The sequence below is a fragment of the Mesorhizobium sp. M1163 genome (assembly GCF_040318415.1).
Taxonomy (GTDB): domain Bacteria; phylum Pseudomonadota; class Alphaproteobacteria; order Rhizobiales; family Rhizobiaceae; genus Mesorhizobium.
Genome location: NZ_JAMYMF010000038.1, coordinates 16,879 through 35,563, shown reverse-complemented (window position 1 = coordinate 35,563; position 18,685 = coordinate 16,879). Strand labels below are relative to the sequence as shown.

The window sequence follows — 18,685 nt, the reverse complement described above, 5'->3', positions numbered from 1 at the left end:
AATTATATCCATTATGTAGCGCGTGTCCATGACGGGCACGTGACACGGGCCAAAAGATCGGCGCAAGGAATTGGGGCGGGAGATGATCGGACAAGCCAACAGCATCGAGCGACGCAGCGGTGTCGCGCTGTGGCGGCAGATCGCCGACCAGATCCTGCATTCGATCGCCGCCGGCGATTTTCCCGAGAATGCCGCGCTGCCGCCGGAGATCGCGTTGGCCGGACGCTATGGCGTCAACCGCCACACGGTGCGTAGCGCTATCGCAGCGCTGGTGCAGGAGGGTGTGCTCAGGGCGGAGCAGGGGCGCGGCACCTTCGTGCTGTCGCGCAAGCGGCTGTCTTATCCGATCGGCGCCCGCACCCGCTTTTCCGAGGGATTGCAAGGACAGGCGTCCGAGCGGCATATCACCTTGCTCGCGTCATCGATCGAGCCGGCCAACCGTCGTGTCGCAGAGGGCTTAGGCCTTGCGACGGGGGCCGATGTGATACGCCTGGAAACGCGCGGCGAAGCCGATGGAATGCCGGTGTCCCGCGCGGCCGGCTGGTTCGATGCCAGGCGCTTTGCCGGCATCGATGCCGCCATGGCGGAAACCGGTTCGATCACCGCATCGCTGGCACGTTTCGGCATCGACGACTATCTCAGGCAATCGACCGTGCTGTCGGCGCGCCATGCCGATGCCGCCGACCTTGCGGACCTCGAGCTGCAGCCCGGCGCCATCGTGCTGGTGACGGTCGCCGTCAATGTCACGCCCGACGGTCAGCCGATACAGTTTTCGGAGTCGCGCTTCCCGGCCGAGCGGATCGAGCTCAAATTGTCGGCGCTCTGAGATGCGGCAGCCCTGGCATCATCCGACTTGAATGACGGCCTTGATCAGGCCGGACTTCTCATGCGCCCAGCGGGCGAGGTCGTGCGGCGTCTCGCCAAGCGTGGTGCGGTGGGTGACCAGCTTTGCCAGCGGCAGCGCGCCGTTGCGAATCGAGGCGGCGACATGATCGAAATCGGCACGCAGGGCGTTGCGGCTGCCGATCAGCATCATCTCGCGCTTGTGGAATTCGGGATCGGAAAAGGCGATGTCGTCCTTGACGACGCTGACCAGGACCAGCGCCCCGCCGTGCGCGACATGGGCGAAGGCCGACTGCACCGACCGGGTGTTGCCGGTGGCATCGAAAACCACGTCGAAGCCGTCGCCGCCGGTTGCTTCCCGCACCAGGTCGGCAGCAGCGCCCCGCGAGCCGTCGAGGGTCGCGAAGCCGAGTTCGTTTTCGGCAAAACCAAGCCGTTCAGCACTCATGTCGAGCAGCGTCACATCGAGCCCGGCGATGCGGGCGAACAGCGCCGTGCCGAGCCCGATCGGGCCTGCACCTATGACCAGTGTGCGCGCACCTGGATCAGCGAGCGAGCGCCGCACGGCATGGGCGCCAATCGCCAGGAATTCGACGGCGGCGGCATCGGCCAGCGACAGGCCGTTTGCCGGATAAAGATTTTGCGCCGGCACCAGGATCTGCTCGCACATGGCGCCGTCGCGGTGGACGCCGAGCACCTCGATCCTGACGCAGCAATTCGGCTTGCCTTGCCGGCAGGCGATGCATTTGCCGCAGGCGAGATAGGGATTGACGACCACCGCTTCGCCGACGGCGAGATCGACGTCCTCGCCAACCTCGATCACGGTGCCGGAAACCTCGTGGCCCATGATGCGGGGATAGGCGAGGAACGGGTGCTTGCCTTCGAAGATGTGATAGTCGGTGCCGCAGATGCCGACATGGCTGACGGCGACCAGCGCCCAGCCGGCGGGGCGCGCGCCAGGCTCCGGGCGGTCTTCGAGGACAAGTTCGCCGGGCGAGCGGCAGACGACGGCTTTCATGCTTCAATCCAGTCGGTTCATGGCACCGCCGGCCCTGCTGTCGCGAGGCCGGCGGTTGTTGGGAGGCGGTCTATTTGCCGCGGCGGCGCAGCCCGTCGAAATAGACGATGACGATGATCAGCACGCCGGTGATGATGCGCTGCCAGAAGGCGTTGACGTTGAGCAGATTGGCGCCGTTGTTGATGGTGGCAAGGATGAAGGCGCCGAGCAGCGGTCCGTGCACGGAGCCGACAGCGCCGAACAGGGAGGTGCCGCCGATCACCGAGGAGGCGATCGCCTGCAATTCCCAGCCCTCGGCCTGCGTCGGATTGCCGATGCCGATGCGCGAGGCAAGCAGCACGCCGACGAAGGCCGCACACAGGCCCGACAGCGTGTAGGCCATGTAGATGGTGCGCTGGACGTTGACGCCTGACAGGCGCGACGCCTCGGCGTTGGAGCCGACCGAGAACAGATAGCGGCCCCAGCGGCTGTGGTGCAGGAAGATGTAGGCTGGGATGCCGACCAGGATCACCATCCAGAACAGATTGGGGACGCCGGCGAAGGAACTGCGCGAGAACGTCTGGAAGGCGTCGTTGTTGATCGAGATCGAGTTGCCATTGGTCATCAACAGACCGATGCCGCGCAGCGAGGTCAGCGTTGCCAGGGTGATGATGAAGGGCGGCAGGCCCATCTTGACGATGCCGAACCCATGGAACATGCCGATGGCGACGCCGACCAGCAAGGTGATCAGGATGGCGAGGAAAACCGGTGTGCCGGCGTTGATCAGCATCGCGACGATGACGGTGGCGAAGCCGACCACGGCGCCGACGGAAAGGTCGATGCCGCCGGTGATGATGACGAAGGTCTGGCCGACCGCCAGGATGGCGATCATCGACCCTTGCCGCAACAGGTTGGAGATGTTGTTGGCGGAGGCGAAGCTCGGCGTCGCCACCGACAGGATGATCCATAAAAGAACCAGCAGCGCCAGCAGTGTCAGCCCGAACAGGGCGTTGTAGTTGCGTTTCGGCCTTTCGGCAGCGATCGCCTCGGTGCTCATATCTTCCCTCCCGGTCTTTCTTGTTTCTCGGCCAGCGCCTGGGTGAGGATCTCCTCGTGATCAGCGGTACGAAAGCCGTGCGTGGCCACCAGCTTGCCGCGCCGGAACACGTGCAGCGTGTCCGCGAGTTCATAGACCTCGGGCAGGTAGGACGAGATCAGGATGATGCCGGCTCCCTTGGACAACAGCGCGCCGAACAGGCGGTAGATCTCGGCCTTGGTGCCGACGTCGACGCCGACAGTCGGCTCGTCGAAGATGAATAGCTTGGCGCCATGGGCGAGCCATTTGCCGATGACGATCTTCTGCTGGTTACCGCCGGACAGGCTGGAGGCCAGCGCGCCGCGCGTCGGCGTCTTGATGCGCAGGTCGGCGATCTGGCGATCGGCTTGCGCCTTTTCCTGCGCGCGGGAGATCAGCAGATTGCTCGAGATGCGCTTGTAGATCGGCAGATTGAGGTTGAGTCCGACCGGCAGGTTGAGGCAGAGGCCCTGGTCGCGGCGGCTTTCCGGGGCCAGCGCCATGCCGAGCCTGATCGCGTCATGTTCGGAATTGACCTTGACCTCCTTGCCCCCCCAGAGGATCTGGCCGGCCGATTTGCGGTGGCGGCCATAGAGCGTGGTGACGAACTCGCTGCGCCCGGCGCCGATCAGGCCGTAGAGGCCGACGATCTCGCCGGCGCGGACGGACATCGAGACATTTTCGAAACCCTTGCCGGACAGGTTCCTGGTTTCGACGATGGTCGCGCCGGGGGTGAAATGCTCCTTGTGGTAGACCTGCTCGATCGAGCGGTTGATCATCATCTTGACCAGCTCGGCGTCATTGGTCTCGGCAATGTTCCTGGTGCCGACCAGCGTGCCGTCGCGCAGCACCGAGACGCGGTCGGCGAGCTCGAACACTTCTTCCATGCGATGGCTGATGTAGATGATGGTGACGCCTTCGCCCTTCAGCCGGCGGATCAGCGTGAACAGCTGGTCGGCCTCCTTGCGGGTAAGATAGGCGGTCGGCTCGTCGAAGATCAGGAATTTGGTGCCGCGCACCGTGGCGCGGGCGGCGGCGATCAACTGCTGCTGGCCGATGGTCAGGTCACCCAGCATGACATGCGCCGGCAGGTCGAAGCCGAGATCGTCGATGATCTTCTGCGCCTGCCTGACCATCGCCCGCTGCTGCAGGATGCCGAAGCGGGAATCCTCCTCGCCGAGGAACATGTTGGCGGCGACGGTGAGATGGCGGCATAGGACGACTTCCTGATGCACGGCATTGATGCCGAGCGCCATCGCCTCATGCGGCGTTGCCAATGCGGCAGGCTTGCCCTCCCAGATGACGTCGCCGGAGGTGCGCGGCATGACGCCGGTCAGAAGCTTGATCAGGGTGGATTTGCCGGCGCCGTTCTCGCCAACGATGGCGTGGATCTCGCCGGCCTTGAAGGCGAGATCGACCGGCTTCAGCGCATGGGTGCCGGGATAGCGCTTTTCCAGCCCGCGGAGTTCGAGGATGGTCCTGCCCAGTTCCAGCGTTGGGGCCGGATGGAGTTCCTGCGCCGTCGACATCATGACAATCCTCCCAGATTGGCCCCCAAAGATTGGCCTCGCGATTGGCACGAGTGGGATGTTTCCGGGGCGAAAAGGCCCCGGAAACAGTTCACTTGCGGCTATGCTCAGTCGAGCTTCGGGTTGAGCAGCGCGTCGATCTTCGGATCCTTCATGTTGGCCTTGGTAACCAAATTGGCGCCGGTATCGACATTGGCCTCGACCTTCTCGCCCTTCGAGGCGGCGAGCGCCGTCTTGATGCCGTCATAGCCCATCCGGTACGGATCCTGAACGACGAGAGCCGAAATGACGCCGTCGTTGAGGAACTTGATCAGCTTCTCGTCGCTGTCGAAACCGACCAGCCCGACCTTGCCGGCAAGACTGTTCTCGGCGATCGCCTGACCGACGCCCTGCGCCATGATCAGATTGGAGGCGAAGATGCCCTTGAGGTTGGGGTTGGCGGTGATCAGGTCGGTGGCGATGTTGAGGCCGGTGGTGGCCTGGCCGTCGGCGTATTTGTCGGCGACCAGCTTGAGGCCCGGATATTTGGCGGCGAGCTGTTCCTTAAAACCCTGGGCGCGCTGTTCGAGCGAGCCGGCGCCCGGAAGAGCGGTGATCAGGGCGACGTCGCCCTCGACCTTGCCGCCATTGGCTTCGCCGATGGCTGCGGCAAGGCCGTCAGCGGCGACGCGGCCGCCCTGGATGTTGTCGGTGGTCAGGAACGAAGTGAAGGCTTTGGAGTCGGCGCCGGAGTCGATGCCGATGATCTTGACCTTGGTGGCGGCCTCGTCGATCGGCTTGCCGAGCGCCTTGGCTTCGGTCGGCGCGATGACGACGGCGGCCGGGTTACCGGCGACGGCATTTTCGAGGATCGAGATCTGGCCGTTGACGTCGGTCTCGGCCTGGGCGCCGAGTTCCGGCACGTTGACGCCGAGATCCTTGCCGGCCTTGCGGGCGCCGGCCAGAACGATCTGCCAGTAGAAGGACGTGGTGTCCTTGACGATGATCGGAATGGTCGCATCGGCCGCGGATGCCGGGGCCGAGTGCATCACGCCGGCAAGCATCGAGGCGGCTGCGAGTGCCACGAAGGCGCGGCGATTGAGAATGCTGGTCACGAATTTCATTAGGAGTCCTCCCTAAGTCGCCCGGTGAATGTTACGGAAGCTCCATTCGGATGGCGCGGCCCAAACGGAACTTTATCAATAAAAAACATTTACCGCATTTTGATAGTGCATCACCTCGGTCGGCGCAAGCGATGTTTGATGGCCGCTCGAATGGCTGGGCGGGAAAGCTTGCTCCCTCGGAACTCCGCTGCCAATCTCCTCCAATATGTCGTATGGAATATTAATTCCATCATCCAGTCAATATGGAATGTTCATTCTTTTTCGGGAGCGTTGGAACTGTGACGCCTGGCCATCACGTCCGGTGTTCGCGACTATTGCGCATGTCCGGCTTAGAGCGTCGCTCCGAGATGCCAAGGCACGAACTCGTTGTCGCCGTAGCCGAACTCTTCGCTCTTGGTCTTGCGGCCCGAAGCCGTCTCGACGATCAGTTCGAAGATCTCGCGGCCCATGCCGGCGATGGTCTTTTCGCCCGAGGCGATGACGCCGCAATTCACGTCCATGTCCTCTTCCATCGTGTGATACATGGTCGAGTTGCTGGCGACCTTAATCGACGGCGTCGGCCGGCAGCCGAAGCAGGAGCCGCGGCCTGTGGTGAAGACGATGACGTTGGCGCCGCCCGCCACCTGGCCGGTGGCCGAGACCGGGTCGTAGCCGGGCGTGTCCATGAACACCAGCCCGTGCCCGGTGACCTTTTCGGCATAGCCGAAGACGCCGTTGAGCGGCGTCTGGCCGCCCTTGGCGACAGCGCCGAGCGACTTTTCCAGGATGGTGGTCAGGCCGCCGCGCTTGTTGCCGGGCGAGGGATTGTTGTCGATGGATGCGCCATGCTTGGCGACGTGGTCTTCCCACCATTTCACGTAGCCGTCGAGCTTGGCGGCGATCTCGGGAGTTGCGGCGCGATAGGCAAGCAGGTGCTCGGCGCCGTAGATCTCCGTCGTTTCGGAGAGGATGCCGACGCCGCCGACGCCGGCCAAAATGTCGACGGCCGCACCCAGCGCCGGATTGGCGGTGATGCCGGACATGCCGTCGGAGCCGCCGCATTGCAGGCCGACGACAATCTCGCTGACCGGGATCGGCTCACGCTGAAGCTTGCCGACCTCTTCGGCGATCTCGGCCAGCACGACCAGCGCCTTCTCGACCGATTTGCGCGAGCCGCCGGCATCCTGGATGTTGAAATGGCGTTTTCCCGCGGCGACGCCCTTCTGGCCATAGAGGGTGAGCTGGTTGACCTCGCAGCCGAGCCCGACCATCAGCACGCCGCCGAAATTCGGATGACGTGCATAGCCGGCCAGCGTGCGGTGCAGCACCATCATGCCATCGCCGGTGGCGCTCATGCCGCAGCCCTGGCCGTGGACGATCGGGACGAAGCCGTCGATGCCGGGATATTGCGGCAGAAGCGTGCGGTTCGCCGCGTCGGCGATGGCATGGCAGACGGTGGCCGAGCAATTGACGCTAGCGAGAATGCCGATGAAGTTGCGCGTGCCGGCACGGCCGTCGGCACGGCGGTAGCCCATGAAGGTGCGGGCGCGGTCGGCCTCGGTCGCGTGCACGGCCTCGCTCGGCGGCACCACCGGCAAACGCCCGCTTTCGAAGACCAGATTGTGCGAATGGACATGCTCGCCGGGCGCGATGTTCTGCGTGGCGCGGCCGATCGCCTGGGCGTATTTGACCACGGCTTCGCCGGCCGCAATCGGCTTGATCGCCACTTTGTGGCCCGGCTCGATCAGCGCGGCGGCGACGGCGCCGCCCGGCAGCACGGTGCCGATCTCGATGCGGCCATTGGCGACCGCGACATTGTCGGCGGGAGACAGAAGAATGCTGTTTGCGGCGTTCACGGGAGCTTCCTGGGTGTGTTCCTGGGTGCGCGAGCGGATTGACACGCGGCTCTTAACATATAATGTCTTTTATCGTGAAAAAACATTTTTGCGTCAATTGTTTTTTCGCCAGAGCGCGACGCGTCTTTTGGATGCGTGAAGTAGGCTCTACAACCAAAACTAGCGTTGCGCATGATGTTTTCCGAAGCGATTCCGATTTCATGCGCGAGAAAAGCTTCACGCCGGCCGCAAACGCCGGCGCGCCACGGGGCAGGGGATGTCGAAGAGCAACAACGTATACAAGGACGCCTATAATCGCGGTCTTAGGCTGCTCGACGAAACCAGGAGCCTGCCTTCGGAGCCGGAACTGGGCACGCTGCTCGGCGTCAGCCGCACGACCGTCCGCACCATCCTTGCCCGCATGGAAGAGACCGGGCTGATCGATTGGAACAAGCGCAGCAAGACGGTTCTGCGCGAGCCGCGGCCGGACGATTTTTTTCCCGAGGAAGAGACCGACACGCTGGCCGAGATCATCGAACGCTCCTTCATGCGGCGGCTGCTTGCCGGTGGCGCCGAGGCCGGCATGCAGATCAACGAACTCGAACTGGCGCGCGAGATCGGCGTCGGCACCACCAGCGTGCGCGAATTCCTGATCCGCTTCTCGCGCTTCGGCCTGATCGAGAAGCGCCGCAACAGTCATTGGGTGCTGAAAGGCTTTACCCGCGCCTTCGCGCTGGAGCTGACCGAAATCCGCGAGATGTTCGAACTGCGCTCGGCCGCAGCCTTTGCCGCTCTGCCCGAGGACAGCCCGGTCTGGGCCGACCTCGACAGCCTGGAAGACGAGCATCGCCTGCTGGCTCGCGAGATCGCCGTGCGCTTCAACGCGTTCTCCGAGCTCGACGAGCGCTTTCACCGGCTGATCCACCGCGCCTCGCACAACCGCTTCATCGTCGATTTCTACGACGTCATCGCCATGATCTTCCACTACCACTACCAGTGGAACAAGGCACAGGAGCGCGAGCGCAACGAAGTCGCGGTCCAGGAGCATCTCGCCTATATCGCCGCGCTCAAATCGCGCGATCTCGCCAAGGTCGACGCCGCCTGCCGCAAGCACCTGAAATCGGCCCGCCACACGCTGCTGACGTCGATCCCGGAGGGCAGGCAGCCGCAACGCGCGTGATTGTGTTGCGTTGCCGCAGCAACGTTTTGGCGATTTTCCGTCCGCCGCCTCCGTGCTAGAGAGCTGACGTTGCTGCGTGATGAGGCTGGTTCTTGACCATACGCCGGAGACGATGGAGCATGCCGGTCGCGTTCGCCGCGGCCTGGCTTTTCGTGCTCCAGTCGATGTTCGGCGCGTCTGCTTCCGGCGGCGAGCCGAACGCTTCGCAATTCGATGCTTTCGGCAACACCATCTGCACCCATGACGGTGCGGCGCAACTCCCCGCCGGCGATCCGCATCATCAGCACATGCCGGCTTGCTGCATGCTTGGCTGCAACCTCGTTTCGGCGGTCTACGCCCCGCCCGATGCCGCCGGGAGCCTGGCTCGCAGCCTCTCCGTCGAAACCATCGCCTTTTTCCTGCCGGCCTTCCGGCATCGCGATTTCGCCCGCGCCCGCACTCCGTCCAATCCGCGCGCACCACCGGCGACGGCCTGATCCGGTCTGGTTCGCGCCGCGCAACCCTTTGCCGGCGCGTTTATCGACATCGTTCGCGACCGGCCGTCGGCGCGGTCCCTTAAAATCCATGGAGCAATCATGTCTCACTCTTTTCGCCCTGCCGCATCCAGCCGCAGGCGCTTCGCACTGGGTCGTTTCGAGCAGCGTCTCGGCGTCACCCTTTGCGTTCTTGCCCTCCTGTTCGCCAGCGTCCAGATCGTGTTGGCACACGAGTTCAAGCTTGGCGATCTCGAGATCGGGCACCCCTGGTCGCGCGCCACGCCAGCCGGCGCCAAGGTAGCCGGCGGCTACTTCACCATCACCAACACCGGCAGTGCGCCGGATCGCCTGCTGTCGATCACCTCCGACATTTCGGTTAAGGCCGAACTGCACGAGATGGGCGTCAGCAATGGCGTCATGACCATGCGGCCGGTCACCGGCGGCCTCGAAATCCCGGCCGGCGGCAAGGTCGCGCTGGCGCCTAAGGGCTATCATCTGATGTTCATGGATTTGAAGCGGCGGCCCAAGGAGGGCGAAATGTTCTCCGCCACGCTGACCTTCGAGAAAGCCGGGCCCGTGCAGATTGAATTCGCCGTGCAAGGCATCGGCAGTGCGGCACCCCAGGACGACGACTGACTTGGCCGCTTCGAGAGGTACCATCATGAAGAAATCTCTTTTGCCCGGCTGCGTGCTTCTTGTTCTCGGGACCAGCGCGGCCTTCGCCCACATCACGCTCGAAACGCCGGAGGCGGCGGTCGGCTCGACCTACAAGGCGGTTCTTCGGGTGCCGCATGGCTGCGAGGGCAACGCAACGACCGCCTTGCGCGTGCAGATCCCGGAAGGGGTGCTCTCGGTCAAACCGATGCCGAAGCCGGGCTGGACGCTGCAGGTCAAGAACGGCAAATACGAGAAGTCCTACCAGCTCTACGGCCAGGCAGTGACCAGCGGCGTCAAGGAGGTCGACTGGAGCGCCGGCAGCCTGCCGGACGAATTCTACGACGAATTCGTCTTTCGCACGACACTGGCGTCCGACCTGCCGGCAGGCCAGACGCTGCATTTCCCGGTGGTGCAGGAATGTGACGGGATTGCCGATCGCTGGATTGAAATTCCGGCGGTCGGGCAGGCTGAGGACGCGCTGGAATTTCCGGCGCCCGGCCTCAAGCTGCTGCCGAAGAAGTGAGCTCCAGCGGCGCGCTTTGGCGGATGAGCGCGCCGCTGCTCTTGGCGGTGAGATGAGCGCGGCATCCTTCCTGCGGCAAGCTTGCATGGCCGGCAACTATTCTGGCCGGCTTGTGGCTGGCCTGCTGGCCGCCGTCCTGCTGCTCGCCGTAATTGCCGCGCCGAACCCCGCCTCCGCCCACGCGGCGCTGCTCAAGGCCGAGCCGGCTGACGGTGCGGTGCTGGCGCAGAGCCCGTCGCAGATGTCGCTGACCTTCAGCGAGCCGGTTTCGCCGCTGGTGCTGACGCTGGTGCGGCCCGACGGCACGTCGATCCCGCTGACCTCATTCCGGCTCAGCGGCCAGACCGTCGAGGTCGACAATCCGCAGGCGCTGAAATCCGGCACGCATGTGCTGAGCTGGCGGGTAATCTCCGCCGACGGGCATCCGGTCGGCGGCTCGGTGCTGTTCTCGGTCGGTGCGCCGAGTGCTGCGCCGGCCGCCTCCGAAGCTGTCGACCGGGAGCTTCGAACGGCGATCTGGATCGGCAAGGTTTTTCTATACATCGGCCTGTTTTTCGGTGTCGGCGGTGCCTTTGCGCTAGGCTGGCTGGCGCAAGGCGGCCGATCCGGCCAGAACATGATCGTCGCCGCGATCCTGTGCGGGCTGGCCGCCGCACTTTTGTCGCTCGGTTTCCAGGGGCTGGATGCACTCGGCGCGCCGCTTGCCCGGCTGGCGCAGCCGGTCATCTGGCAGACCGGGCTTGGCACCAGCTTCGGCTGGACGGTGCTGATCGCGCTGATGGCGCTCGGCCTGAGCCTATTATCGCTGGTCGTGCCGCCCGCCGACGCAAAGCCGCTGGCCTTGGCCGGACTGGTTGGCGTTGGCGCAGCACTTGCCGCCAGCGGGCATGCCAGTGCCGCCGAGCCGCAATGGCTGACCAGGCCGATGGTGTTTCTGCACGCCACTGGTATCGCGATTTGGTCCGGGGCGCTGGCGCCGCTCGGTCTTGCCTTGAAACGGCAGCCGGACAAAACCGGGCCGTTGCTGCGCCGGTTTTCACGAGCGATCCTGTTCGTCGTGGCGGTGCTTGCGGCAGCCGGCATCGTGCTCGCCGTCATCCAGGTGCAAACACCGTCGGCGCTGGTCCATACCGCTTACGGCCGGCTGCTGCTGCTCAAGCTGGTGCTGCTCGTCTTTCTGTTCACGCTCGCCGCCGTCAATCGCTTCAAGCTTACGGCTCCGGCTGAGGCGGGCGAAACGGAAGTCCAGCGGCGGCTGGCCCGCTCGATCGCCATCGAGGTGCTGATCGTGCTGGCGATCTTCGGCGTTGCCGCCGGCTGGCGCTTCACGCCGCCGCCGCGCGCGCTGGCGATCGCCGCGGCACAGCCGGCATCGGTGCATATCCACACGCTGCAAGCGATGGCCGATCTCAGCATTGCGCCCGGCCATGCCGGGCCTGTTGCCGCTTCGATCTTCATCATGACCGGCGATTTCGGCCCGCTCGACGCCAAGCAGGTAACACTGGTGCTGTCAAAGCCCGATTCCGGCATCGAACCCATCAAGCGCCCGGCGACGAGGCTTGCCGACGGCACCTGGCGCGTCGACGATCTCGTCATTCCGGTCGCCGGCCGGTGGACGGCGCGGCTCGATATCCTGGTCTCGGATTTCGAGATGGTGAAGATAGAGGCGCCGATCGACATCAGGCCGGAGTGACGTGCTGATATTCAGGTGATGCCGGCCTGCAAATGGCGGTATCCTGCGCTTCTGGTGATCACGTACTTTGAGTACGCTCCGCTCCGGTTCTCGGAAACCACCTGTTGGGTCGCTTACGCGCCCGTCTTCGACCCCGGCTCCGCCTGACCTGCATCTCAACACGCCCCGGCTGCAAGACAATTCGGCGAGGCGGTTGACGCGGCCGCGAACCCCCGTCAATCATCGCCATCAAGAATGGGCGTCCAATCCAATCGCGGGCTCAAACCAACAAGATCCGAAAGCAGGGAAGAAACGATGGAAAAAGCCGAAATAGGCCTGATCGGCCTTGGCACGATGGGCTCCAACCTGGCGCTCAATATCGCCGAGAAGGGGCACCGCATCGCAGTCTTCAACCGCACCGCGGCGCGCACCGATGCCTTTGTCGAAAATGCCGGCGCGCTTCGGGATAGGGTGGTGCCCTGCTACAGCCTCGAAGAACTGGCCGCCGCGATCCGGCCGCCGCGGCCGATCATCATCATGGTGCTGGCCGGCAAGCCGGTCGACGAGCAGATCGCGGCATTGCGCGGCGTGCTGTCGGCCAACGACATCGTCATCGACGCCGGCAATGCCAATTTCCGCGATACGATGCGGCGCTTCTCCGAGCTTACCGATTCGGGCCTGACCTTCATCGGCATGGGCGTGTCCGGCGGCGAAGAGGGCGCACGCCACGGTCCCTCTATCATGGTCGGCGGCACCGAAGAGTCCTGGAAGCGCGTCGAAAAGGTGCTGACCGCGATCTCGGCCAAGTTCAAGGGCGAGCCTTGCGCGGCGTGGCTTGGCACCGACGGCGCCGGCCATTTCGTCAAGACCATCCACAACGGCATCGAATATGCCGACATGCAGATGATCGCCGAGATCTACGGCATATTGCGCGACGGGCTCGGCATGGGGCCGAAAGAGATCGCTGAGGTGTTTTCTCAGTGGAACACGGGCAGGCTCAATTCGTACCTGATCGAGATCACCGCCAAGGTGCTGGCCGCCGACGATCCCAAGACCGGCAAACCGGTGGTCGACATCATCCTCGACCGCGCCGGCCAGAAGGGCACCGGCAAATGGTCGGTGATCGAGGCGCAGCAGCTCGGCATCCCGGCCACCGCGATCGAGGCGGCTGTGGCGGCACGCGTACTGTCGTCGATCAAGGACGAGCGGCTTGCCGCCGAAAAGGTCTATGGCGGCGGCGTGAGCAAGATTTCCCGAGACAGGGACGCCCTGCTCGCCGATCTCGAGCTGGCCCTGTTTGCCGGCAAGATCGCCGCCTACGCGCAAGGCTTCGCGGTGATGAGCGGCGCGTCGAAGGAATTCAACTGGAACCTGCCGATGCCGGTCATCGCCAAGATCTGGCGGGCCGGCTGCATCATCCGCTCGCAATTGCTGGATACGATGGCGGAGGCCTTCGGCGCCGGCGGTGCGGCCACCAACCTGTTGATGGCGCCGGCTTTCGTCTCGTTGATGCAGGAGGCACATCCGTCGCTTCGCCGTGTCGTGGCAAGGGCGGCAGAAGCCGGCTCGCCGGTGCCGGCCCTGTCATCTGCACTTGCCTATTTCGACAGTTACCGGCAGGGCCGCGGCACGTCGAACCTGATCCAGGCGCAACGGGATTTCTTCGGCGCGCACGGCTTCGAGCGCATCGACGGGCAGGGCGCTTTCCATGGCCCATGGGGGAGTGGGGCGGCGGGTTAGCGCCCAATTTCGGTCATTCGCACGGTCGGGATGATCCACCCAACGCGGACATTGTTTGGCCAACCGCCATTCGCATGGTTGGAGAGAGTTCCGGAATTCTAGCTAAATATGGGGTGTCCCAGTCAGACTCAGAAAAAACCTGTGTCGCGATGAAATCCATCAACAAGAGACCGGCAGGCAAAAATTGAGAGCCGTGCGTTCATAGGTGAATGGCGCGGCCTTCTGCTTCTTGTTTCCGTGGGCAACGTTGTTGCGGAGTTGTGCATAACCTCGCGATAAGAGGCGATCCCAGGAATCGATTGAGTCGTTGTCGCTGTCCCAATCGGCGCGGTTATTCTCCTTGATCACCAGGTATTGGGGCGCGGTTTGCGCAAAAATCTCGAACCCGGACTTCGAGAAATCGAAGGACGTGAAAGGAAATTTTTCCTCGATGCGCTGTGCGAGCTTTGTCCAGTTGACGCCCGAAACCGCGGCAAAGGTCCTCACCTCTTTGGAAAGAGCGAGTTCGATACTCTGATTGATTACGAAGAACTCGAACTTTGACGCTTTGAGCATGAACCTCGCAATTTCCTCCTCCATAGCCGCCTCTCTTCGCGCGAAAATATTCAGACCTCACCACAAACTTGCCCGCTAGCAACCGGCGTACTTGCGACACCAACTCTCAGCCGCGATCGCTCTATTGCGTTAAAGATTCACTGGTGGTAGTCGGAAGATAACCTTTGGGGGGATAAATGCTCGACGCGCTTTGGTACGTGCTGACCTTTTTGGCAGGGCTAGGAACAGGTGTCGTCGTGAAGATCAGATTTGACGCAAGCAAACGCACGATATCGAGCACCCGTGTTGCGAGTAATAGTCAGGGCAGCGTTGATCAACATGGGAACACTGTCGGCGGGCATATGTCTGGCCGAGACGTGAACGTGACGCGGGATTGAAGGCGACGCCACCCGGCCCTGAAGAACCGCAGCCCACTTCAGGCACCGCGCTTGCACTGATACAGCCCTTTGGCACCGCGCTCATGACCACCCAAAGTGGAAACGCGGTGCAGGGCCACATGGGAGGCAGGGATGTAAACGTCTATGCCAACGATGGGCATATATACGTCACCCCTCAACTGCCATCCGCTCCCCCCAACCCATTCCGTAAGCTCTTTGCCAAGCTAGAGAGCGAGGCTGAAGAGGATAAGGTCCTCACCTCATATATTCGCCAGTTGGAGGTTTACACTCGGCGCGTTGAAAATGAGGAGGTCATCGGCCTCGAAGAAAAACTAAAGCTCGCAGGTAGAGATCACCAACTCACCATTGCAAAGGCCCTTAAGGAAAACGTCTACGCCGACATAAAGGCAAACATCTTCTCCCCCACCTATCAGCTAATCGTCGCAACCCTCATGTCGAAAGTTCATGAGCGCTTCGACACCCAAATACGGCCCTTGATCAAGACTGGAACAGACAGCGCGCACGTCGACAAAGCGGTTTCAGAGCAGATCACAATTCCTATTTCCAACGAATTAGACGAATGTCCTCAGTTCGAAGACGTTGCCCTCGATTATGTCCGGGGCATGTTGTTTTTCCTTACGGGTAACTGCCATATTAGGTGGGACTAGATGCTAGTTTATCATCCCGCATTTGACGTCTATCACGGGGTGTTCCGAGCGCTCCTGCTTCTTGAGCATACGCCTAGTAAATCTATGCCTACTGACACATTGCGCATAGTCGACCTCTATTTTGTGTTTCCCTATCTTTTGGCCGAACTCGATTTTCCCAAGGGCGCGGGAGCAAGGGGGCGAAAACTTGCGGGCACTCGGTCGCGCTTCAACACTCTTCCGTCGCCTAGAGCATTTTTGACTCAGGTAAAGGGCCTTCATAGCTTGGTAACGGCTTCGCTGGCGGGACAAGAACTCGTTTCAGTTGAGGCCTTGCGAGATGGAATCGTGTCACGCACGGACATAGAAATTCCCACGGGACTACTCATCCATGCGACCGCAGAGGATAATGAGTTAGCTGAGTACTTGGGAAGTAAGGTCGCCACGGTCCCGTTACTGGGCAAACGCGGTCTGAAGGATCGTTCGGACCTGATGGAGTTTCGTTATGACCCGGCGTGACCCGTCCCTACGTCTATTGCGCCTTATCGTCACCAAGTCGGGCAAGAGCGCCTACGATGAGACGTTCCACCCCGGCGTGAACATGATTCGAAGCGAAGGCAACAGTCGGGGTAAGTCGACTATTGCTGACCTGATTTTCTTTGCTCTAGGGGGCGACCTAACCGAGTGGAAGGATGAAGCTGGCATTTGCGATCAAACTTTTGCCGAGGTTGCTCTCAACGGGTCAGTAGTTACTCTTCGTCGTGACATTTCCCGAACCGGTACCCAAGTACCAATGTGGGTCTACTTCGGCCCACTTGCGGAAGGAGGAGCTAGTGCAGTCGAAGGCTGGAGCAAGCTTTCGTATGGTCGCTTCGGTGACCGGGAGGGATTTAGTCAGGTACTATTTCGAGCTCTGGGAATACCCGAAGTTCCCTCAGATGACGCGAACATCACGATGCATCAATTGCTTCGGCTGATGTATGTGGACCAGATGACGCCTGTAAGCGCTATTTTTCGAATGGAAGAAAGGGACTCACCAAACAGGCGGCAAGCAGTTGGGGACCTGCTTTGTGGCGTGCTGGATGACCGGATTTATCCTAGCCAAATACGCGCACGGCAGCTCGACCGTGAATATGCTGAGGTAACAAGCCAGTTCTCCGGGCTAGTGCGAGTATTGCGTAGGGTTGACGAAGGACTGGATTTCTCTGACCTCCTGAGCAAAGTCACTGCTACTGAGAACTCCCGCAGGCAAGCTCTAGAGGAAATTGAAGCACTTCGGGCATCGAGGTACTCGGCGGGTCAAAGCCAATCCGACACCTCAGAGGTACTTGAGGTTTTGCGGCGTGACCTCGACAAAGTGAGCCGAGACATTGTCACCGTCCAGCGTGACGTTGACCGTCTGTTGCTGTCTATGGAGGACGCCGCCCTTCTCATAGCTGATCTTGAAAAGAATCTCGTCCAGATCGGACAGGCACAAGCAACTGGCAACGTGATGGGGCCGCTTGTTTTCTCGTTCTGTCCAAGCTGCCTAACTCCGATTACTGGGCCGGCAGACGGACACCACTGTCATCTTTGCAAATCGGAGCTTGATGAAGCACACGACCTTTCTCGCTACGCTCGTCTTCGGAACGAATTGGAGATGCAACTGAAAGAGTCACGCGCGCTGCAGCAGGTGCGCGCAAAAGACCGGGCGGCGCTCGAAGAACGCTTGGGTGGACTGCAGCGTGTCAGGAGCTTGCTTTCCGAAGAATTGCTTGATCAGTCGAGGCATTATCTGACCGAAGCAGACGCCAAGATCGAAGCTCTGACACGCTCCGTGGGCTATTTCGACCGTGAGCTAATTGACTTGGACAGAGAACATCGCTTGGCTGTTGAAGTAACCGAGCTGTCTGCCCGTAAGCAGCAATTGAATGACGAACTCAACGAGTTGAAGCGGAACATCGCGATGTGGATTTCCGCTAAGGAAAAGCGACAGTCTTCGATGTACGGTCTTATATCCCGCATTACCGCCGAAATCCTATCTCATGACTTGCCGAGCGATATTGAGCCGGTTTCCCAAGAAGGCGTGAGGTTTGATTTTGCTGACAACGAGATCGTCGTAAACCAAAAGCGCGGTTACTCTGCCAGCTCTCGCACGGTCATCAAGAACGCCTTTCACCTAGCCCTGCTCTTCGCTTCATGCACAGACGTCAGGATGAAATACCCGAAGTTCTTGCTGCTCGATAATATTGAAGACAAAGGAATGACGCCTGAGCGAAGTCACAACTTCCAGCGTCTTATTCTTCAGCTAAGTGAGGCGACGGATGTCGAGCATCAAATCATTTTCACGACATCCATGCCGGATCCGCTGTTAGACCAGCCACAATATACGGTTGGGTCCATGTACACGGAAACGCATAAATCACTTAGGATAGGCTAAGGACGAGCGTTGGCGCCTTTCAGTCGAGACACATCATTGAAACATAGGCTGTCAATTTGGATCCAGGAAACTCCAGCAAGGCCGGACTGTCCGGAGACGGCCCCTTCGCGGTCAAGGCGTAGCCTTCTTGGCAGCCGTGGCCAGCCGCTTTGGCTTCGCGGGAATCCTGCTCTGAATGCTCAATGCCTTCTGGCCGACGATGAAGGCACGATGGAGAAATACCTCCAACGATGAGAGCAGTTCCCAGACTTCCCGGCTGTCAGGCTCCCATCCGCGATGCGCAGCGGCATTGCCCGCATCAGTAACGACGCCGAGGATGTCCCGCTCAGTTTGCCCAATCCACCCTCCGTCGCGGAGTTCGTTCAGCTTCTCATCAAACGTCTTGGCCGGATCGATGCCGAGAACTTCGGTCGCTCGGTCCAATGCCGTTCTGAGTCCGATCGCTGTGAGGATGTACGCCTGGCTATCGTGCGCCACGTACATCTGGCTCAGGATTTTGTGCAGCTGCGGGTCAGCCTTCTGCATGGCGTCGAACCATACCGGCTTCGTCTTGGCCTCTGGCTTCGGATGGGTCTGTATCTCCCTCGGATGCTCGTACTGCTCTTGGCCCATCGCATTGTAGTAGTGATCGATATCTTCGCTGTTCCAGCTGGAGGTTTCGTAGAACACCGTCTCGCACCCTCGGCATTCAAGGAGGGAGTGGTCCACGCCGCCGTTGACCGAATGGCCATACTGCCGATCCTCCCAATCCCAAGCCTTGTAGATTGTGCCGTGGACTTCGCAGGTGCGCTCACCATCGCAGGTCGGGCAGTGCGCCTTCTTTGTTGCATTCATTGCTGCCGGTGCTTCGACCATAAAGCTCAATAACAAAACCAACGAACTTTTCCAACGGTGGGCGAGCAAGGTCGGCGCAGCCGAAGTCCGCTTCTACGTTTGGCCGCTCTGAAGCTGCCATTCCGCTTCCGGCCCAACGCTGCCAGTCAGCAGCGCGCATTTTGCAACCAAGTGGAATCACTGGCGTCGCAGAAATTCGGCTAAGACAAATAGATCGAGCCGATGCCAGTTTCAACGAGCCGGG

Annotated in this window: 17 protein-coding genes; 10 read left to right on the top strand and 7 right to left on the bottom strand. The window is 61.5% G+C overall.

Annotated elements, in window-relative coordinates; translation table 11 throughout:
• Positions 1-82: 82 nt before the first annotated feature.
• Positions 83-826, top strand: a complete 744-nt coding sequence (gene phnF, locus NKH43_RS28865) for a phosphonate metabolism transcriptional regulator PhnF (protein ID WP_352448378.1) — start codon at positions 83-85, stop codon at positions 824-826.
• Positions 827-844: 18 nt separating this feature from the next.
• On the opposite strand, the gene NKH43_RS28860 is transcribed toward phnF, so the two are convergent.
• The 5 genes from NKH43_RS28860 to NKH43_RS28840 form a co-directional block, all read right to left on the bottom strand.
• On the bottom strand, positions 845-1,861 hold the full coding sequence (locus NKH43_RS28860; RefSeq protein ID WP_352860996.1) for a zinc-binding alcohol dehydrogenase family protein: 1,017 nt from the start codon (positions 1,859-1,861) through the stop codon (positions 845-847).
• Between the two features lie 70 nt (positions 1,862-1,931).
• Positions 1,932-2,897 (bottom strand): ABC transporter permease, encoded by a 966-nt coding sequence (locus tag NKH43_RS28855; protein ID WP_352448376.1) that lies wholly within the window; start codon positions 2,895-2,897, stop codon positions 1,932-1,934.
• Positions 2,894-4,447, bottom strand: coding sequence for a sugar ABC transporter ATP-binding protein (locus NKH43_RS28850; protein ID WP_352860994.1), 1,554 nt, complete (start codon positions 4,445-4,447; stop codon positions 2,894-2,896). Before NKH43_RS28850 ends, NKH43_RS28855 begins: the two co-directional genes overlap by 4 nt.
• A gap of 104 nt (positions 4,448-4,551) precedes the next feature.
• A complete protein-coding gene (locus NKH43_RS28845) occupies positions 4,552-5,547 on the bottom strand; it encodes an ABC transporter substrate-binding protein (protein ID WP_023675208.1) in 996 nt (331 codons plus the stop codon).
• A gap of 329 nt (positions 5,548-5,876) precedes the next feature.
• Entirely contained in the window at positions 5,877-7,382 is a 1,506-nt protein-coding gene (locus NKH43_RS28840) for a UxaA family hydrolase (RefSeq protein ID WP_352860992.1), read from the bottom strand.
• A gap of 256 nt (positions 7,383-7,638) precedes the next feature.
• On the opposite strand from NKH43_RS28840, the gene NKH43_RS28835 reads away from it, so the two are divergent.
• The 6 genes from NKH43_RS28835 (at position 7,639) to gnd (ending at position 13,609) form a co-directional block, all read left to right on the top strand.
• On the top strand, positions 7,639-8,541 hold the full coding sequence (locus tag NKH43_RS28835) for a GntR family transcriptional regulator (RefSeq protein ID WP_352860990.1): 903 nt from the start codon (positions 7,639-7,641) through the stop codon (positions 8,539-8,541).
• Positions 8,542-8,660: 119 nt separating this feature from the next.
• Positions 8,661-9,017 carry a DUF2946 family protein gene (locus NKH43_RS28830; protein WP_352860988.1) on the top strand — a complete coding sequence of 119 codons (357 nt, stop codon included), beginning with the start codon at positions 8,661-8,663 and terminating at the stop codon, positions 9,015-9,017.
• Positions 9,018-9,116: 99 nt separating this feature from the next.
• Positions 9,117-9,653: a copper chaperone PCu(A)C gene (locus NKH43_RS28825; protein WP_352860986.1), complete on the top strand. Its 537-nt coding sequence runs from the start codon at positions 9,117-9,119 to the stop codon at positions 9,651-9,653.
• Positions 9,654-9,678: 25 nt separating this feature from the next.
• Positions 9,679-10,197 carry a YcnI family copper-binding membrane protein gene (locus NKH43_RS28820; protein WP_352860984.1) on the top strand — a complete coding sequence of 173 codons (519 nt, stop codon included), beginning with the start codon at positions 9,679-9,681 and terminating at the stop codon, positions 10,195-10,197.
• 52 nt (positions 10,198-10,249) lie between these two features.
• The gene (locus NKH43_RS28815; RefSeq protein WP_352860982.1) at positions 10,250-11,890 is read left to right on the top strand and encodes a copper resistance CopC/CopD family protein; all 1,641 of its coding nucleotides are present in this window, start codon (positions 10,250-10,252) and stop codon (positions 11,888-11,890) included.
• A gap of 294 nt (positions 11,891-12,184) precedes the next feature.
• Positions 12,185-13,609, top strand: coding sequence for an NADP-dependent phosphogluconate dehydrogenase (gene gnd / locus NKH43_RS28810; protein ID WP_352860980.1), 1,425 nt, complete (start codon positions 12,185-12,187; stop codon positions 13,607-13,609).
• Between the two features lie 159 nt (positions 13,610-13,768).
• On the opposite strand, the gene NKH43_RS28805 is transcribed toward gnd, so the two are convergent.
• On the bottom strand, positions 13,769-14,188 hold the full coding sequence (locus NKH43_RS28805; RefSeq protein ID WP_352860978.1) for a hypothetical protein: 420 nt from the start codon (positions 14,186-14,188) through the stop codon (positions 13,769-13,771).
• Positions 14,189-14,624: 436 nt separating this feature from the next.
• On the opposite strand from NKH43_RS28805, the gene NKH43_RS28800 reads away from it, so the two are divergent.
• Genes NKH43_RS28800 through NKH43_RS28790 form a run of 3 tightly spaced genes read left to right on the top strand, consistent with a single transcriptional unit; the run spans position 14,625 to position 17,607 of the window.
• Positions 14,625-15,209: an ABC-three component system protein gene (locus tag NKH43_RS28800; RefSeq protein ID WP_352860976.1), complete on the top strand. Its 585-nt coding sequence runs from the start codon at positions 14,625-14,627 to the stop codon at positions 15,207-15,209.
• Positions 15,210-15,707 carry an ABC-three component system middle component 5 gene (locus NKH43_RS28795; RefSeq protein WP_352860975.1) on the top strand — a complete coding sequence of 166 codons (498 nt, stop codon included), beginning with the start codon at positions 15,210-15,212 and terminating at the stop codon, positions 15,705-15,707.
• Positions 15,694-17,607 (top strand): hypothetical protein, encoded by a 1,914-nt coding sequence (locus NKH43_RS28790; RefSeq protein WP_352860974.1) that lies wholly within the window; start codon positions 15,694-15,696, stop codon positions 17,605-17,607. Before NKH43_RS28795 ends, NKH43_RS28790 begins: the two co-directional genes overlap by 14 nt.
• 111 nt (positions 17,608-17,718) lie before the next feature.
• Here NKH43_RS28790 and NKH43_RS28785 read toward each other — a convergent pair whose 3' ends face one another.
• Positions 17,719-18,483 carry a DUF4145 domain-containing protein gene (locus NKH43_RS28785; RefSeq protein WP_352860972.1) on the bottom strand — a complete coding sequence of 255 codons (765 nt, stop codon included), beginning with the start codon at positions 18,481-18,483 and terminating at the stop codon, positions 17,719-17,721.
• Positions 18,484-18,685 lie beyond the last annotated feature (202 nt).

What these genes read in the sequence shown, in the direction of transcription:
- NKH43_RS28820 (WP_352860984.1), top strand. Translation starts at nt 9,679, where the DNA reads ATGAAGAAATCTCTTTTGCCCGGCTGCGTGCTTCTTGTTCTCGGGACC.
- NKH43_RS28845 (WP_023675208.1), bottom strand. Translation starts at nt 5,547, where the DNA reads ATGAAATTCGTGACCAGCATTCTCAATCGCCGCGCCTTCGTGGCACTC.
- NKH43_RS28860 (WP_352860996.1), bottom strand. Translation starts at nt 1,861, where the DNA reads ATGAAAGCCGTCGTCTGCCGCTCGCCCGGCGAACTTGTCCTCGAAGAC.
- NKH43_RS28795 (WP_352860975.1), top strand. Translation starts at nt 15,210, where the DNA reads ATGCTAGTTTATCATCCCGCATTTGACGTCTATCACGGGGTGTTCCGA.
- NKH43_RS28850 (WP_352860994.1), bottom strand. Translation starts at nt 4,447, where the DNA reads ATGATGTCGACGGCGCAGGAACTCCATCCGGCCCCAACGCTGGAACTG.
- NKH43_RS28805 (WP_352860978.1), bottom strand. Translation starts at nt 14,188, where the DNA reads ATGGAGGAGGAAATTGCGAGGTTCATGCTCAAAGCGTCAAAGTTCGAG.
- NKH43_RS28825 (WP_352860986.1), top strand. Translation starts at nt 9,117, where the DNA reads ATGTCTCACTCTTTTCGCCCTGCCGCATCCAGCCGCAGGCGCTTCGCA.
- NKH43_RS28855 (WP_352448376.1), bottom strand. Translation starts at nt 2,897, where the DNA reads ATGAGCACCGAGGCGATCGCTGCCGAAAGGCCGAAACGCAACTACAAC.
- NKH43_RS28815 (WP_352860982.1), top strand. Translation starts at nt 10,250, where the DNA reads ATGAGCGCGGCATCCTTCCTGCGGCAAGCTTGCATGGCCGGCAACTAT.
- NKH43_RS28800 (WP_352860976.1), top strand. Translation starts at nt 14,625, where the DNA reads ATGACCACCCAAAGTGGAAACGCGGTGCAGGGCCACATGGGAGGCAGG.
- gnd (WP_352860980.1), top strand. Translation starts at nt 12,185, where the DNA reads ATGGAAAAAGCCGAAATAGGCCTGATCGGCCTTGGCACGATGGGCTCC.
- NKH43_RS28830 (WP_352860988.1), top strand. Translation starts at nt 8,661, where the DNA reads ATGCCGGTCGCGTTCGCCGCGGCCTGGCTTTTCGTGCTCCAGTCGATG.
- NKH43_RS28835 (WP_352860990.1), top strand. Translation starts at nt 7,639, where the DNA reads ATGTCGAAGAGCAACAACGTATACAAGGACGCCTATAATCGCGGTCTT.
- phnF (WP_352448378.1), top strand. Translation starts at nt 83, where the DNA reads ATGATCGGACAAGCCAACAGCATCGAGCGACGCAGCGGTGTCGCGCTG.
- NKH43_RS28790 (WP_352860974.1), top strand. Translation starts at nt 15,694, where the DNA reads ATGACCCGGCGTGACCCGTCCCTACGTCTATTGCGCCTTATCGTCACC.